The organism is Leifsonia sp. Leaf336 (assembly GCF_001423695.1).
GTDB lineage: Bacteria > Actinomycetota > Actinomycetes > Actinomycetales > Microbacteriaceae > Leifsonia.
On record NZ_LMOZ01000001.1, the window covers coordinates 1,519,131 to 1,535,159 of the forward strand.

Genomic DNA, 16,029 nt, shown 5'->3' on the forward strand with positions numbered 1-16,029 from the left:
GATGCCGCCTGTGAGTCCGACCCGCACAGACACGGTCAGCTACCGGCCCAAGGCGGGGGAGATCCCGACCCAGCCGGGAGTGTACCGGTTCCGTGACGCGAACCGGCGCGTGCTCTACGTCGGCAAGGCCAAGAACCTGCGCGCGCGACTCAGCAACTATTTCCAGCCGCTGCGCAGCCTCCACGAGCGCACGCGCCGCATGGTCACGACGGCGAACAGCGTGGAGTGGACGGTCGTCGCGACCGAGTTCGAGGCCCTCCAGCTCGAGTACACCTGGATCAAGGAGTTCAACCCGCCCTTCAACGTCCAGTTCCGCGACGACAAGTCGTACCCGTACCTGGCCGTGACGCTGGGCGACCGCATCCCGCGGGTGATGGTCACCCGCAACCGCAACCTCAAGGACGCCCGCTACTTCGGCCCGTATACGAAGGTCTGGGCGATCCGCGACACGGTCGACCTGATGCTCAAGGCCTTCCCGGTGCGCAGCTGCTCCGATGGCGTGTACCGCCGTGCGGAGCTGACCGGCCGGCCGTGCCTGCTGGGCGACATCGGCAAATGCGCGGCGCCGTGCGTCGGACGCATCAGCCCGGAGGATCACCGCGGCCTCGCCGAGGACTTCGTCTCGTTCATGGCGGGCAATGACACCACCTACATCCGCGCGCTCACCGAGCAGATGAAGCAGGCCGCGAGCACGCTCGACTACGAGGCGGCGGCGCGGCACCGCGACGCCATCCAGGCCCTCGAGGCGGCGATGGGCAAGAGCGCCGTCGTGTTGCACGAGAATGTCGACCTCGACGCGTTCGGCATCGCGCACGACGAATTGGCGGCCGCGGTGCAGCAGTTCATCGTGCGCGGCGGGCGCATCCGCGGTGTGCGGTCGTGGGTGGTCGACAAGGAGCTCGACATCGAGCTCGGCGAGCTCGTCGAGACGGTCCTGCAGAACGCCTACGAGGGCGCGGACGCCCCGCCTCGCGAGATCCTCGTGCCCGAGCTGCCGGAGGACGCGAGCGAGCTCGAGCAGTGGCTCATGGCACGACGGGTGGAGGCCGACGAAGCCGGACCGGTGCGTCGCGGCCCCAAGTCGACGGGCAAGGTGGAGCTCCGCGTCGCCCAGCGCGGCGAAAAGGCCGCCCTGGCGCAGACCGCCGAGATGAACGCGAAGAACGCGCTCATTCTCTACAAGACCCGGCGCAGCTCCGACTTCGTCGCGCGGTCCAAGGCGCTCAACGACATCCAGGACGCTCTCGGCATGGCCGACGCTCCACTGCGCATGGAGTGCTTCGATGTGTCGCACCTGAGCGGCACCAACATCGTGGCCTCCATGGTCGTGTTCGAAGACGGCCTGCCCCGCAAAGACCAGTACCGCCGGTTCAGCATCCCGGAGTCGACCGACGACACCGAGTCCATCTACCAGGTGATCTCGCGGCGCCTCGCGTATCTGAGGGAGGACGCCGAGGCCACGGCCTCCACGGACGAGGTCGCCGACACGACGTCGGCAGGCGACGATCCGGAGATCGACGTCGACGCCGAGCTGGCGGAGGCCGCGGAACGTCGGCGCCGCAAGTTCTCGTACCCGCCGAACCTGCTCATCGTCGACGGCGGTCAACCGCAGGTCGCCGCGGCGCAGCGCGCACTCGACGAATCCGGCGTGACGGGGATCCAGCTCGCCGGGATCGCCAAGCGGCTCGAGGAGATCTGGCTGCCCGACTCCGACTTCCCGGTCATCCTGCCGCGCAACAGCGACGCCCTGTTCCTGGTGCAGCGCATCCGTGACGAGGCGCACCGGTTCGCCATCACGTACCAGCGCGCCCGGCGCAAGCGCGACATCACCTCCGTTCTGGGCGAGATCCCCGGGCTTGGTCCGTCGCGCGTGAAAGAACTCCTCAAACACTTCGGGTCGGTGGCGCAGCTGCGTCAGGCGACTCCGGAGCAGATCGCCGAGGTGCGCGGCGTCGGGCCCGCCACAGCAGCCGCCGTCTTCGAGCGCCTGAACGGGGACGGCAGGGACGGCAGGGACGGCGCGGACGGCCCCGGCAACGACTGACGCGGTACCACCGAGGAATCCCTCCGTGGTACCGGCAGGAGGCTACCCCGGGGTGATGTGCGGACGGTGCCCCCTCCCTAGCGTCGGAGCATGGATGTCGTCAACGAGTTCATCGCCAGCGCCGCGGCCTCGCCCTGGGTGTACCTGATCGTGTTCGCCGTCGTGCTGGTGGACGCGTTCTTCCCACCCGTCCCGAGCGAGACGGTGGTCATCGCGGCCGCGGCTGCCGCGGTCGCCACGGGCAACCCGAATCTGCCGCTGCTGCTCGCCTGCGCCGCGGCGGGGGCGGTCGCCGGCGACAACCTGACCTTCGCGGTCGGGCGCACCGTGGGGCTGGAGCGGTTCCGTTTCGAGCGATGGCCTCGGCTGCGCGCCGCGCTCGATCGCGCCCGGCGCGGCATCCATGCGCGGGCGGGCGTCCTCGTGCTCTCGGCCCGGTACGTGCCCGTCGGCAGGGTGGCCGTCAACCTGGTGGCCGGCGCGGCGGGAGTGTCCCGGCTCCGCTTCCTGATGCTGTCCGCGATCGCGGGGGTCTCCTGGGCGCTGTACTCCGTTACTGTGGGAGTGCTCGCAGCACACTGGTTGCACGGCAACGCGTTCCTCGCGATGGTCGTGGGCGTGGCCGTCGGCATCGCGGTCGGGTTCGTCGTCGACGCACTGCTGCGAGCGACCTCCCGACGCCGTGCAGCGACGACTGCAGTGGTCGACCCGCTCTCCTCGGAGCGGGCGCCCGAGCCCGTCGAGGTCGCTGCTATCGAGATGGAGGGCGGACGATGACCGGCACCGCCGTCGCGCCGACGCTGCGACTCGACCGTTCGCTCGCTCTGCTGTGGGGAGCCGCCTGCACGGCGTCCGTCGCCCTCCTGGTCCTCTCCTCCACGCTGGGGGCCGCGCTCTACGGAATTCCCGTCGTCCTGTCATTGTTGCTCGGCCTCGTGCTGGCCGGCTCCCTCGTGCTCGCCCTGGTGCTCCCGCTCGTGGCCGCAGGCACGTCGGCCGCGGCCGTGATCGCCCTCGCGATCGCCGGCTCGCCCGCGACCGGCAGCCCCTGGCCGGTCGCCGTTCCGACGATGATCGCGTTCGCCTTGACGCTCGGGCTCGTCGTCCTCCGCTCCGATTGGCGCCCTGGCTTCATCGCCTGGGTCGTCGGTGTGGCGGGTGCGTCCGTCGTGGGGATCGTCGGTCATCGGCACCCAGCCTCCGGTGAGGCGGTGACGGCCGACCTGATCGTGTTCGCGGCGGTGTCCGGCGCTGTGCTCGGCGCCGCGGTGCTGGTGAGCAGATGGCAGGCGGTGCGCCGTCAGCTGGTGCGCGAGCAGCAGGTGTCGGCATCGGAGCACGCGCGCCGCGAGGTCGCTGAGGAGCGCACCCGCATCGCGCGCGAGTTGCACGACGTCGTCGCGCACGGCATGTCCGCCATCCAGGTCCAGGCTTCGAGCGCGCGCTATCGTCTTCCCGACCTCCCCGAGGACGCCGCCCGGGAGTTCGACGAGCTTGCGGCGACCGCGCGCGCGTCGATGGGGGAGATGCGCCGATTGCTCGGCGTGCTCCGTCACGAGGGCGGTGCCGAGCTCGCGCCGCAGCCCGGGTTCGCGGAGGTGCCGGGGCTCATCGCCGACGCGGCACGACGAGGGGAGGTCGTGCTCGATGCAGAACTGCCGGAGGACGACCCGGCCCGGCGGGATCCGGTGCTCGGACTCGCCGTGTACCGCATCGTCCAGGAGTCGCTGAGCAATGTCGCGCGGCACGCGACCGGCGCCGCGGTTCGGGTCCGCATCGAGCGCGCGGGCGACGCCGTGCGCGTGGAGGTGCGCAACGGCCGCGCGCCCGGCCGCCCTGCGTCGGCGCCGGCGCCGATCGGCGGCGGTCACGGCATCCGCGGGATGCGCGAGCGCGCCGGCCTGCTCGACGGGACGCTCGCTGCGGAGCCGGTCGACGACGGGTTCGCGGTCGTCGCCGTGCTGCCCGCGGCCGGGAGGTGACCGGATGAGTGTCACCGTCCTCGTCGCGGACGATCAGGCGATGGTGCGCGCCGGGTTCGCCGCCATCCTCGGCGCACAGGACGGCATCGAGGTGGTCGGTCAGGCCGAAGACGGCGCGCAGGCGGTGGAGTTCGCTCGTCGGTTGCGCCCGGACGTCGTGCTGATGGACGTTCGGATGCCCGTCATGAACGGGATCGACGCGACCAGGGAGCTGGTGCGGCCGAGCCGAGGCGATCCGCATCGCCCGTTGGTGCTGGTGCTGACGACATTCGACGCCGACGAGTACGTCTACGACGCGCTGCAGGCCGGCGCGAGCGGCTTCCTGCTCAAAGACGCACCGCCTGCGGACCTGGTGCATGCCGTGCGGGTCGTCGCGGCGGGGGAGGCGCTCCTCGCGCCGCGCGTGACCAAGCGGCTGCTGGAGCGGTTCGCGGCGCAGCGGCCCGTCAGCAGCGACAAGGCGCAGCGTCTGGCCGATCTCACGGAGCGCGAGCGCGAGATTCTCATCCTGATCGGCAGCGGGGCGTCCAACGCGGAGATCGCGGGCCGGCTGTTCATCGCGGAGCAGACGGTGAAGACGCACGTGAGCCGCGTGTTCGCGAAGCTCGGGCTGCGCGACCGCGTGCAAGCGGTGATCCTCGCCTTCGATGCGGGTCTGGTCGAGCCCAAGCCCTGAGCCGCCCCGTCGTACCCCGGTAGGGGTCGGGATTGGCTCCCCGGTGTGACGCGGGACTCCGCGTCCTCCCGAGACGCTTCCTCCGTCGGTCCGTCGGTCCGCCGGGCCGCGGAAGGAGCTCTCGATGTCCACCTCCATCGCATCAGTCCCGGTTCGGTCTGCGGCGCAGCCGGCCACGCGGCCCGCGTCTGTCCGGCGCGACGGCGCCGTCGACCTCGTGCGGGCGGTCTGTCTGACGGTCGTCGTCGGGCTGCACGCGCTCATGGTCGGCGTCTCCGTCGGGCCGCACGGACCGGTCCTCGAGAACGCGCTCGAGGAGTGGTCGTTCTTCCCGGCGGTGAGCTGGCTGGTCCAAGTGATGCCGCTGTTCTTCGTCCTCGGCGGATTCTCGGCGTACGGGCAGTGGAAACGGCTGAAGGAGGCGGGCGCAGGGTACGGCGACTATCTCGCCGGTCGCCTCAGCCGGCTGCTGGCGCCCGCGCTGGCCGCGATCGCCGCCGCGGCTGCGCTACTGTCGGCGCTCGCGCTCGCGGGCGTGCCCGCCGGCGAGATCGCCGTCGCCGGCTTCCGGCTCTCGCAGCCGTTGTGGTTCCTCGGCGTCTACGTCCTGTGCACGGCCGCCGTGCCGTTGCTGGTGGAGGCGCACGACCGTCGACCGGTTGCGTCCATCGCCGCTCTCGCGGCGCTCGCCCTCACCGTCGACGCGGTGCGCGGGGCCACCGGTGTCGCGGCCGTCGGCTTCGCGAACCTGCTCTTCGTGTGGCTGCTCGTGCAGCAGCTCGGCTTCTGGCTGGGGTCCGGACTCCTGGATGCGCTCGCCCGGCGGGCGCTCAGTGGTCTCGCCGCCGCCGCGCTCGTCCTCGCCGGCGCTGGCGCCGCGCTCGGGCTGTGGTCGGCGGACATGTACGCGAACCTCAACCCGCCCGCCACCGCTCTGGCGCTGCTGGGCACGGCTCAACTCGCCGTCTTCGTGCTGCTGCGCCCCCGACTGCGCACCGCCATGGCGAGGCCGCTGCTCGCTAGCGCGGTGGGCGCCGTCAACCGTCGCGCCATGACCGTGTACGCCTGGCACATGCTCGCGTTGATCCCGCTCGCTGGCCTGCTGCTGGTGTCCGGGCTGCCGCTGCCCGCGCCGCTGTCCGCGGGCTGGTGGGCCTCCCGCCCGCTGTGGCTGGCCGTCGTCGCGCTGGCCGTGGTCGGACTCGTCGCCGTCGCCGGCCGCGCGGAGCGGGGGAGCGCACCCTCCGCCTCGCGTGCCGCGGTCTCCGTGCCGCGTGCGGCCGCCGCTGTCGCGTGCGGGGCGGGCGGCGTGCTGATCGTGCTTCTCGCCGGCTCCGCGATCGCCGGCTGGGTCACGGGCGCGGCGCTCGTTTTCGCGGCGGTGCGGATTCCTCGGCTCGACCGCGTCCCGGAGGCGCTCAGTCGGTAGGCTTGACCCACGCAGTTCAGAGAAGGAGAGCACGTGGCGAGCGACGTCGACACGAACGCCGAGCAGCAGGAAGTGCTGATCGTCACCGGGATGTCGGGCGCGGGCCGCTCCACAGTCGCGAACGCCCTCGAAGACCTCGACTGGTACGTCGTCGACAACCTGCCTCCTCAGATGCTCCGGCCGCTGATCGAGCTCGCCAACAGGGCCGAGTCGGGGCTGCCGAGGATCGCCGCGGTCGTGGACGTGCGCGGGCGCAACTTCTTCGAGGACCTCCGCGAGATGATCCAGAGCCTCCGCGAGGGCACGAAGGTGCGCGTCCTGTTCCTGGAGGCGTCCGATTCCGTGCTCGTGCGGCGCTTCGAGCAGGTGCGCCGCCCGCACCCGCTGCAGGGCAACGGCACGATCCTCGACGGCATCGACGCGGAGCGCACCCGGCTGCGCGAGATCCGGGAGGCGAGCGACATCATCGTCGACACGACCGATCTCAACATCCACCAGCTCGCCACCAACATCACCGAGACCTTCGCAGCGGAGGACACCGCCGGGGTGCAGGTGACCGTCATGAGCTTCGGCTTCAAGTACGGCCTTCCGCCCGACGCGGATCTCGTGGCCGACGCGCGCTTCCTGCCCAACCCGTTCTGGAACCCGGCCCTGCGCCCGCACACCGGACTCGACGAGGTCGTCAGAGACTACGTGCTGGAGCAGGACGGCGCGGAGGAGTTCATCGCCGGCTACGTCGCTGCGATGCGCCCGATCTTCGCCGGCTACCAGCGGGAGAACAAGCGGCACGCGATGATCGCGATAGGCTGCACGGGAGGGAAGCACCGGTCCGTCGCGATAGCCGAAGAGCTCGCGACCCGGTTGAGGGGCTTCCCCGGCGTCGCGGTCAACACCAAGCACCGCGACCTGGGCCGTGAATGATGCCGGCCGCCCACTTCACGGCGTGACCCGCGCCGTCCGTCACAGTTAGGAATCCGATTGGCTCTCACCGCCGACGTCAAAGACGAACTCACGAAGGTCGAAGTCAGCAAGACGACCGTGCGAGCCGCCGAGCTGGCCACGATCCTGCGATTCTCGGGGGGCCTCCACCTGATCGGTGGGCGCATCGCGGTCGAGAGCGAGCTGGACACGCCAGAGCTCGCCCGCCGCGTGCGCAAAGACCTCGCCGAGCTCTACGGCGTCCGCAGCGACGTCTCGGTGATCTCCGCCTCTGGCGTCCGACGCAGCAGCCAGTACCTCGTGCGCGTCCTGGAGGGCGGCGAGACCCTCGCGCGTCAGACCGGTCTGCTCGACGCCCGTCGCCGCCCCATCCGCGGCCTCCCGAACCGCCTCACCACCGGCTCGCGCGACGAGCTCGCCGCCGTCTGGCGGGGCGCCTTCCTCGCGCACGGCTCGCTGACCGACCCGGGGCGCTCGGCCGCCCTGGAGGTCACCTGCCCGGGCAACGAAGCGGCGATGGCCCTGGTAGGCGCCGCTGGCCGGCTCGGGGTGTCCGCGAAGGCACGCGAGGTGCGCGGAGTGCACCGCGTGGTCATCCGCGACGGCGAGGCGATCAGCGCCATGCTCGTGCAGATGGGGGCGGCGGAGACCGTCGCCAACTGGGAGGAGCTGCGCCAGCGACGCGAGGTGCGTGCGACAGCGAACCGCCTGGTCAACTTCGATGACGCCAACCTGCGCCGGTCGGCACAGGCCGCCGTCGCGGCGTGCGCGCGCGTCGAGCGCGCCCTGGAGATCCTCGGCCCCGACGTGCCCGAGCACCTGCGGTATGCGGGTGAGCTCCGCCTGGCGCATCGCGACGCGAGCCTCGACGAGCTGGGCCACCACGCCGACCCGCCCATGACGAAGGACGCGGTCGCCGGCCGCATCCGCCGGCTGCTGGCGATGGCCGACAAGAAGGCCGGCGAGCTCGACATCCCCGGAACCGACGCCAACCTCCCGGCCGACCTGGATGAGGTGTAGTTTCCGCAGTGGGCGGCTGGTCGGGAAGGAACCCGCGGCCGGCCGAGTTGCCCTCACTAGACTGAAGAAGTCGCCCGAATCGGGTCTCGAAGAAGAACAACTGTGGAGATGAGTAATGGCTGACTACACGCTCGCCGACCTTCCGTACGACTACTCGGCGCTCGAGCCGAACATCAGCGGTCGGATCATGGAGCTGCACCACGACAAGCACCACAAGGCCTATGTCGACGGCGCCAACACCGCCCTGGCCAAGCTGGCGGAGGCGCGCGACGCCGACGACCTCACGTACGTGAACAAGCTCCAGAAAGACCTGGCGTTCAACCTCGCCGGACACGTCAACCACACGGTCTTCTGGAACAACCTCTCGCCCGAGGGCGGCGACAAGCCGACCGGTGAGCTCGCCGCGGCGATCGACGAGTTCTTCGGCTCGTTCGACAAGTTCCGCGCGCACTTCACGGCCTCGGCGCTCGGCATCCAGGGCTCCGGCTGGTCGATCCTCGCGTGGGACTCGCTGGGCCAGAAGCTCATCATCGAGCAGCTCTACGACCACCAGGGCAACCTCGCGGCGGCCACCATCCCGCTGCTGCTGCTCGACATGTGGGAGCACGCCTTCTACCTCGACTACGTCAATGTGAAGGCGGATTACGTCAAGGCGTTCTGGAACATCACCAACTGGGGCGACGTCTCCGACCGGTTCGTGAAGGCACGCGAGAAGACCTCGGGTCTGCTGCTACTGTCGTAGCGGGTAGGCGTCCCGGGAGGGAGCCTCCCGGGACGCCGCCGTCCGCCTGAAAACAACCCACATTGCGCCGTTCGGTGCAGACATGAAGCAACGGGAGACATCTGTGTCCGTAAAGATCGGAATCAACGGGTTCGGTCGCATTGGTCGCAACTACCTGCGCGCGGCCCTCGCCAAGGGCAGCGACCTCGAGATCGTCGCGGTCAACGACCTCACCGACAACAAGACGCTCGCGCACCTGCTCAAGTACGACTCGATCACGGGCCGCCTCGACGCGACCGTCGAGCTCGAGGGCGACAGCATCGTCGTGAACGGCAAGCCGATCAAGGTCCTCGAGGAGCGCGACCCGGCCAACCTCCCGTGGGGCGACCTGGGCGTCGACATCGTCATCGAGTCGACCGGCCGGTTCACCAAGGCCGCCGACGCCAAGAAGCACATCGAGGCGGGCGCCAAGAAGGTCATCATCTCCGCTCCGGCCACCGACGAGGACGCCACGTTCGTCATCGGCGTGAACGAGCACCTGTACGACCCGGAGAACCACAACATCATCTCCAACGCGTCGTGCACCACGAACTGCCTCGCGCCGCTGGCCAAGGTCTTCAACGACGAGTTCGGCATCGAGCGCGGTCTGATGACCACGGTCCACGCCTACACCGCCGACCAGAACCTGCAGGACGGCCCGCACAGCGACCTCCGTCGTGCCCGTGCCGCCGCGATCAACATCGTCCCGACCTCCACCGGCGCCGCCAAGGCGATCGGCCTGGTCCTCCCTGAGCTCAAGGGCAAGCTCGACGGCTTCGCGCTGCGCGTGCCGGTCCCGACCGGCTCGATCACCGACCTGACCGTCACCGCCTCGCGCCCCGTCACCATCGACGAGGTCAAGGCCGCCTACAAGAAGGCCGCCGAGGGCCCGCTCAAGGGCATCCTCAAGTACACCGAAGACGAGATCGTCTCCTCCGACATCGTCTCCGACCCGCACTCGTCGATCTTCGACTCCGGACTGCTGCGCGTCATCGGCGACCAGGTCAAGCTCTCGAGCTGGTACGACAACGAGTGGGGCTACTCCAACCGTCTGGTCGACCTGACCGAGTACGTGGCCGAGCGCCTCTAACAACGAGGAACCGACGTGACGCTCCGCACCCTCGACTCACTCGGTTCGCTCGCAGGAAAACGCGTCGTCGTCCGCTGTGATCTCAACGTCCCCCTGAAGGACGGCCAGATCACGGACGACGGTCGCGTGCGAGCGTCGATTCCCACCCTCGACGCCCTGATCAATCAGGGCGCCAAGGTGGTCGTGATCTCACACCTCGGCCGCCCTGAAGGCGCGCCCGACGCGAAGTACAGCCTGGCGCCGGTTGCCCAGCGGCTCTCGGAGCTGCTGGGCAAGCCGGTGACCTTCGCACAGGACACCGTCGGTGCCGGTGCGGAGGCCGCCGTCGCCGGCCTGCACGACGGCGATGTCGCCCTGCTCGAGAACCTGCGCTTCAACCCGGGCGAGACCGCCAAGGACGACGCGACGCGCGAGGCCTTCGCGGCCAAGCTCGCTGCGTTCGGCGACGCCTTCGTCTCAGACGGCTTCGGTGTCGTGCACCGCAAGCAGGCCAGCGTGTACGAGCTCGCCAAGGCGCTCCCGAGCGCCGCGGGCACGCTCATCGCGACCGAGCTCGACGTGCTCGACCGACTCACCGAGAACCCCGAGCGGCCGTACGCGGTCGTGCTCGGCGGCTCCAAGGTCTCGGACAAGCTCGGCGTGATCGGGCACCTGCTCCCGCGGGTGGACTCGCTGCTCATCGGCGGCGGGATGCTTTTCACGTTCCTCGCGGCGCTCGGTCACAAGGTGGGCTCGAGCCTGCTGGAGGCCGACCAGATCGACACCGTCAAGGGCTACCTGGCGAAGGCCGACGAGCTCGGCGTCTCGATCGTGCTGCCGCGCGACGTCGTCGTGGCGTCGAAGTTCGGCGCCGACGCGGAGCACATCGTGCGCCCGATCGACGGCATCGAAGATACCGACTGGGGTTCCGCCGGGCTCGGCCTCGACATCGGCCCCGAGACGGGCGAGCTGTTCTCGGAGTACATCCGGGCCGCACGCACCGTGTTCTGGAACGGCCCGATGGGCGTCTTCGAACTCGCGCCGTTCGCGGCCGGCACCAAGGCGATCGCCCAGGCGCTCACCGAGGTCGACGGCCTGGGCGTGGTCGGAGGAGGGGACTCGGCCGCGGCCGTGCGCGCCCTCGGCTTCTCCGACGATCAATTCGGTCACATTTCTACCGGTGGCGGCGCGAGCCTCGAGTTCCTCGAGGGCAAGCACCTGCCGGGTCTGGAGGTCCTGGGATGGCAGCAGTGAACGGTTCCGTGCGGCGCGTCCCGCTGATCGCGGGCAACTGGAAGATGAACCTCGATCACCTGCAGGCGATCGCGACCGTCCAGAAGCTGGCGTGGACGCTCAAGGACGCCGGGCACGACTACTCGGCCGTCGAGGTCGCGGTCTTCCCGCCCTTCACCGACCTGCGCAGCGTGCAGACGCTCGTGACCGCGGACAAGCTCCCGATCGCGTTCGGCGGTCAAGACGTGTCCGAGCACGAGTCGGGCGCGTACACGGGTGAGGTAGCGGCCTCGTTCCTCGCTGCGCTCGAGTCGCGGTACGTCATCATCGGCCACTCGGAGCGGCGCACGCTGCACAACGAGACCGATGAGCAGGTCGCGGCGAAGGTCGCCCAGTCCATCAAGCACGGCATCGCCCCGATCATCTGCGTGGGCGAGACGGCGGAAGACCTGGAGACGCACGGCGCGAGCGCCGTGCCGGTCGCTCAGCTGCGCGCCGCGCTCGCCTCGGTCGACTCGGCCGCGGACTTCGTGGTCGCGTACGAGCCGGTCTGGGCGATCGGATCCGGTCAGGCGGCCACGCCGGAGCAGGCCGAGCAGGTCGCTGCGGCTCTGCGCGCGGTCATCGTCGAGCTCCTCGGCGACGACGTCGCTGCCAAGACGCGCATCCTCTACGGCGGCTCGGTGAAGTCGGGCAACATCGCCGGCTTCATGCGCGAGCCGAACGTCGACGGCGCGCTCGTCGGAGGCGCGAGCCTCGACGTGACCGAGTTCTCGGCGATCATCCGCTACCAGAAGCACGTCGGACTCTGACGTTCCGCGGCGGCGCAAGCCGCCGCGGCGTCGGCCCGTTATACTGGTGGTTGGTTTGCCGGGCGCCGCCCGGTCGCATTGAAAGGTCTAGCGTGCAGATTCTCACGGTCGTCCTGCAGGTTCTGCTGGGCATCACCAGCCTCCTGCTGACGCTCCTCATCTTGTTGCACAAGGGACGCGGCGGCGGACTCTCCGACATGTTCGGCGGCGGAGTCACCTCCAACCTCGGCGCGTCGGGCGTCGCGGAGCGCAACCTCAACCGCATCACGGTCATCCTCGGGCTCATCTGGATCACGTGCATCGTGGTCCTCGGGCTCATCACCAAGTTCAGCGCGTAGGCGCGCTTTCACCAGAGGAGAAACATGGCATCCGGAGGAAGCGCCATCCGTGGCTCGCGCGTCGGCGCGGGCCCGATGGGCGAACAGGACCGCGGTTTCCACGCCGAGCGTGTGGCCATCTCGTACTGGGACGCCCTCGGCAATGAGACCGTTCGGTACTTCGCGGCGAACCTGCCCGAAGAGGAGATCCCGGACGTGATCGACTCCCCGTCGACCGGCCTCCCCGCCGGCCGCGACAAGGAGAACCCGCCGTCGGTCGCCAAGACCGAGCCCTACAAGACGCACCTCGCCTACGTGAAGGAGCGCCGCTCGGAGGAGGAGGCGGAGCAGCTGCTCGAAGACGCCCTCAACCAGCTGCGCGCGCGTCGCGGCAAGCCCACGAGCAACTGACGCTCACGCGAACACACAACGAAGAAGCCCCGCCGGTCATGACCGGCGGGGCTTTCTTCGTGCAGCGTCTCAGTACGTGGGAGCGATGAGGTTCTCCGGCACGTCGACGGCGGCGTCTTTGTCGACGAAGAACACCGTGCGCTTGCGGCCCTTGGCGCCGGCGACCGGAACCTCGGTGTAGCTCGCGCCCGCGAGCGCCAGTCCGAGGGCGCTCGCCTTGTCGCTTCCCGAAAGAACCAGCCAGATCCGGTCGGAGGCGTTGAGGACCGGCCGGGTGAGGCTCAGCCGCTCGGGCGGCGGCTTGGGCGAATCGCGCACGGCGACCACGGTGGCCTCCGTCTCGCGGATGCCGGCACGGTCGGGGAACAGCGAGGCGATGTGCCCGTCAGGGCCAACACCGAGGAACGTGATGTCGAAGCGCGGGAACTCCTGTCCCTCCGGCGCGAACGCCGCCAGCTCCGCGGCGTAGACGCTCGCCGCCTCGTCGAGATCGGCGATCTCGTCGGAGGCCGGGAACGGATGGATGTTCTCCGGCGGGACGGGGAGGTGGTCGAGGAGCGCCTCGCGCGCCTGGCGCTCGTTGCGCTCCTCGCTCGACTTCTCGACGAAGCGCTCGTCGCCCCACCAGAAGTGCACCTTCGACCAGTCGATGGTGTCGCGCGCGGGGGAGCCGTTGACCGCCTCCAGCACGGCGATGCCCATCGTGCCGCCCGTGAGCGCGACGTTCGCTGCGCCCAGGTCGTCGAGGATGTCGATCGTCTTGGTGAGGAAGCGCGCCGCCACAGACGCGGCGAGGGCTTCCTTGTCGGGGTGGACGAGCACCCGCCGTTCGTTCGTCATGCTGTCGCGCCCGCTCCTTCGTCGGAGGTCTCGAGTAGAGCGAGACCCTTCGTGATGACCTCACCGTACAGGTCGTCCGGGTCCAGCCTACGCAGTTCCTCCGCCAGGCAGTCGCGGAGGCTGCGGCGCGGCAGCGACAGGTCGTGCGTCGGCTGGCCCGGCTGCGACAGCCGTGCGACGTTCGGAACCTCGCGCTCGAGCTCGATGGTGCCGGACGCCCGCTCCATCTTCACGCCGTGGATGCCGCCGGAGCCGATCGCGCGCGAGGCGAGGTCGTAGTGCACCGGCACCTGCAGCTGCAGTCGCAGCCACGCGGCGAGCAGGAGGGTGGAGGGCGAGTCGGCGGCGCCGGCGACCTCCACCGAGGTGATCGGCTCGTACGGAGGCTGGTCGAGCACCGCGGCGAGCTGGGCGCGCCACAGGGTCAGTCGCGTCCAGGCGAAGTCGGTATCGCCGGGCGCATAGGTCTCGGAGAGCTGGAACAGCGCCTCCTGAGGGTTCGGCTGCGCCGACGCGTCCGTGATACGGACCGTGGCGATACGGCCGAGAGGGGAGTGGGACGCCCGCGAGGGCGCGATCCCCGGCCACCAGACCACCACGGGGGCATCCGGGAGGAGGAGCCCGGTGACCAGGCCCTCCTCGTCGCTGGCCGTGTCGCCGTAGGCGCGCAGCACGATGACCTCGCTGGCGCCCGCGTCACCGCCGACGCGGATCTGGGCGTCGAGGCGCCCGGAGTCCGTGTGGCTGCGCTCCTCCTCGGTCGAGACCACGATGACGCGCATCGGGTGCTCGCGGGAGGCGTCGTTGGCGGCCTCGATTGCCTCCTCCTCCTGACCGAGGTGGGTGGCGATGATGAGGGTCAGCACGCGACCGAGGGCGACGGCACCGCCCTCCTCGCGGATCTTGACGAGCGCCTTCGAGATGTTGCTCGTCGTGGTGTCGGGCAGATCGACGATCATGGGCGCCTCCAGACGCGGCCGTCGCGGGCGAGGAGCTCGTCGGCGGACTTCGGGCCCCAGGTTCCGGGGCGGTACTGTTCGGGCTGGCCCTGCGTGGTCCAGAACTCCTCGATCGGGTCGAGGATCTTCCAGGAGAGCTCGACCTCCTCGTGCCGGGGGAACAGCGGCGGGTCGCCGAGCAGCACGTCGAGGATGAGTCGCTCGTACGCCTCGGGGCTCGCTTCGGTGAAGGCGTGGCCGTAGCCGAAGTCCATGCTGACGTCGCGCACCTGCATGCCGGCGCCGGGGACCTTCGAGCCGAAGCGGATCGTCACGCCCTCGTCGGGCTGCACCCGGATCACGAGCGCGTTCTGGCCGAGCGCGCTGGTCTGCGACTCCGCGAACAGCTGCTGCGGCGCGCGCTTGAACACGACGGCGATCTCGGTGACGCGACGGCCCAGGCGCTTGCCCGCGCGCAGGTAGAACGGCACGCCGGCCCAGCGGCGGGTGCCGATCTCGAGCTTGATCGCGGCGTACGTCTCCGTGGTGGACTTCGGGTTCATCCCGTCCTCCTCCAGGAAGCCGACGACCTTCTCGCCGCCCTGCCAGCCGCTCGAGTACTGGCCGCGGGCGGTCGACTTCGCCAGGTCGGCGGGTAGCCGGACCGCGGCGAGCACCTTCTCCTTCTCGGCACGGAGGTCCGCGGCGTCGAACGAGATCGGCTCCTCCATCGCGGTGAGGGCGAGGAGCTGCAGCAGGTGGTTCTGGATGACGTCGCGGGCGGCGCCGATCCCGTCGTAGTAGCCGGCCCGGCCGCCCACGCCGATGTCTTCGGCCATGGTGATCTGCACGTGATCGACGTAGTTGGCGTTCCAGATCGGCTCGTACAGCTCGTTGGCGAAGCGCAGCGCCAGGATGTTCTGGACGGTCTCTTTGCCGAGGTAGTGGTCGATGCGGAACACCGAGTCGGGCGGGAAGACCGACTCGACGACGTGGTTCAGCTCACGCGCGGACTTCAGGTCGCTTCCGAACGGCTTCTCGATCACGACGCGCCGCCAGCCGGTGCCCGACTGGTCTGCGAGCCCCGACTTCTTCAGCTGCTCGGTGACGAGCGGGAAGGCCTTCGGCGGGATCGAGAGGTAGAAGGCGTGGTTGCCCATCGTTCCGCGCTCGACGTCCAGCTTCTCGACCGTCTCCCTGAGCCGTTGGAAGGCCTCGGCGTCGTCGAACTCGCCCGAGACGAAACGGATGCCCTGAGCCAGCTGCTTCCAGACGTCGTCGTCGAACGGGGTGCGAGCGTACTGCTTGACCGCGTCGTAGACGACCTTCTCGAAGTCCTGGTCCTCCCAGTCGCGCCGCGCGAACCCGACGAGCGAGAACCCGGGCGGCAGGAGGCCGCGGTTCGCCAGGTCGTAGACAGCCGGCATCAGCTTCTTGCGCGACAGGTCACCCGTCACTCCGAAGATGATGAGGCTGCTCGGCCCTGCGATGCGGTTGAGGCGGCGGTCGGAGGGCAACCGCAGCGGGTTGAACTCCGGGGTGATCTCCACCGGTGACAT

16 protein-coding genes are annotated in these 16,029 nt (G+C 69.9%); 13 read left to right on the plus strand and 3 right to left on the minus strand.

The features are described 5' to 3' along the window. Window position 1: 1 nt before the first annotated feature. The 13 genes from uvrC to ASF88_RS07400 all read left to right on the plus strand — a co-directional run bounded on the left by uvrC (window position 2) and on the right by ASF88_RS07400 (window position 12,692). Window positions 2-2,044: an excinuclease ABC subunit UvrC gene (gene uvrC, locus ASF88_RS07340; protein WP_055916851.1), complete on the plus strand. Its 2,043-nt coding sequence runs from the start codon at window positions 2-4 to the stop codon at window positions 2,042-2,044. A 90-nt stretch (window positions 2,045-2,134) separates the two neighbouring features. Continuing rightward, a complete protein-coding gene (locus tag ASF88_RS07345) occupies window positions 2,135-2,821 on the plus strand; it encodes a DedA family protein (RefSeq protein ID WP_055915965.1) in 687 nt (228 codons plus the stop codon). Further along, window positions 2,818-4,026 carry a sensor histidine kinase gene (locus ASF88_RS07350; RefSeq protein WP_055915967.1) on the plus strand — a complete coding sequence of 403 codons (1,209 nt, stop codon included), beginning with the start codon at window positions 2,818-2,820 and terminating at the stop codon, window positions 4,024-4,026. Before ASF88_RS07345 ends, ASF88_RS07350 begins: the two co-directional genes overlap by 4 nt. A gap of 4 nt (window positions 4,027-4,030) precedes the next feature. After that, window positions 4,031-4,702 carry a response regulator gene (locus tag ASF88_RS07355; RefSeq protein WP_055915968.1) on the plus strand — a complete coding sequence of 224 codons (672 nt, stop codon included), beginning with the start codon at window positions 4,031-4,033 and terminating at the stop codon, window positions 4,700-4,702. Window positions 4,703-4,826: 124 nt separating this feature from the next. Next, window positions 4,827-6,131, plus strand: a complete 1,305-nt coding sequence (locus ASF88_RS07360) for an acyltransferase family protein (RefSeq protein ID WP_082518790.1) — start codon at window positions 4,827-4,829, stop codon at window positions 6,129-6,131. 33 nt (window positions 6,132-6,164) lie between these two features. Then, window positions 6,165-7,052, plus strand: a complete 888-nt coding sequence (gene rapZ / locus ASF88_RS07365; protein ID WP_055915970.1) for an RNase adapter RapZ — start codon at window positions 6,165-6,167, stop codon at window positions 7,050-7,052. Window positions 7,053-7,109: 57 nt separating this feature from the next. Next, window positions 7,110-8,090, plus strand: coding sequence for a DNA-binding protein WhiA (gene whiA, locus ASF88_RS07370; protein WP_055915971.1), 981 nt, complete (start codon window positions 7,110-7,112; stop codon window positions 8,088-8,090). Between the two features lie 115 nt (window positions 8,091-8,205). Continuing rightward, the gene (locus tag ASF88_RS07375) at window positions 8,206-8,832 is read left to right on the plus strand and encodes a superoxide dismutase (protein ID WP_055915973.1); all 627 of its coding nucleotides are present in this window, start codon (window positions 8,206-8,208) and stop codon (window positions 8,830-8,832) included. A gap of 103 nt (window positions 8,833-8,935) precedes the next feature. Then, window positions 8,936-9,940, plus strand: coding sequence for a type I glyceraldehyde-3-phosphate dehydrogenase (gene gap / locus ASF88_RS07380; RefSeq protein ID WP_055915975.1), 1,005 nt, complete (start codon window positions 8,936-8,938; stop codon window positions 9,938-9,940). A 15-nt stretch (window positions 9,941-9,955) separates the two neighbouring features. Next, the gene (locus tag ASF88_RS07385; RefSeq protein WP_055915977.1) at window positions 9,956-11,173 is read left to right on the plus strand and encodes a phosphoglycerate kinase; all 1,218 of its coding nucleotides are present in this window, start codon (window positions 9,956-9,958) and stop codon (window positions 11,171-11,173) included. After that, on the plus strand, window positions 11,161-11,964 hold the full coding sequence (tpiA, locus tag ASF88_RS07390) for a triose-phosphate isomerase (protein ID WP_055915979.1): 804 nt from the start codon (window positions 11,161-11,163) through the stop codon (window positions 11,962-11,964). The genes ASF88_RS07385 and tpiA overlap by 13 nt, the downstream gene beginning before the upstream one ends. Window positions 11,965-12,056: 92 nt before the next feature. Further along, complete coding sequence (gene secG / locus ASF88_RS07395) at window positions 12,057-12,302, plus strand: preprotein translocase subunit SecG (protein ID WP_055915982.1); 246 nt, start codon at window positions 12,057-12,059, stop codon at window positions 12,300-12,302. Window positions 12,303-12,326: 24 nt separating this feature from the next. Continuing rightward, the gene (locus ASF88_RS07400) at window positions 12,327-12,692 is read left to right on the plus strand and encodes an RNA polymerase-binding protein RbpA (RefSeq protein ID WP_055915984.1); all 366 of its coding nucleotides are present in this window, start codon (window positions 12,327-12,329) and stop codon (window positions 12,690-12,692) included. 69 nt (window positions 12,693-12,761) lie between these two features. Here ASF88_RS07400 and pgl read toward each other — a convergent pair whose 3' ends face one another. The 3 genes from pgl to zwf are packed head-to-tail and all read right to left on the minus strand — an operon-like array spanning window position 12,762 to window position 16,029. Further along, the gene (gene pgl, locus ASF88_RS07405; RefSeq protein WP_055915986.1) at window positions 12,762-13,532 is read right to left on the minus strand and encodes a 6-phosphogluconolactonase; all 771 of its coding nucleotides are present in this window, start codon (window positions 13,530-13,532) and stop codon (window positions 12,762-12,764) included. Beyond that, a complete protein-coding gene (locus ASF88_RS07410; RefSeq protein ID WP_055915988.1) occupies window positions 13,529-14,491 on the minus strand; it encodes a glucose-6-phosphate dehydrogenase assembly protein OpcA in 963 nt (320 codons plus the stop codon). The genes pgl and ASF88_RS07410 overlap by 4 nt, the downstream gene beginning before the upstream one ends. Then, complete coding sequence (gene zwf, locus ASF88_RS07415) at window positions 14,488-16,029, minus strand: glucose-6-phosphate dehydrogenase (RefSeq protein WP_055915990.1); 1,542 nt, start codon at window positions 16,027-16,029, stop codon at window positions 14,488-14,490. Before zwf ends, ASF88_RS07410 begins: the two co-directional genes overlap by 4 nt.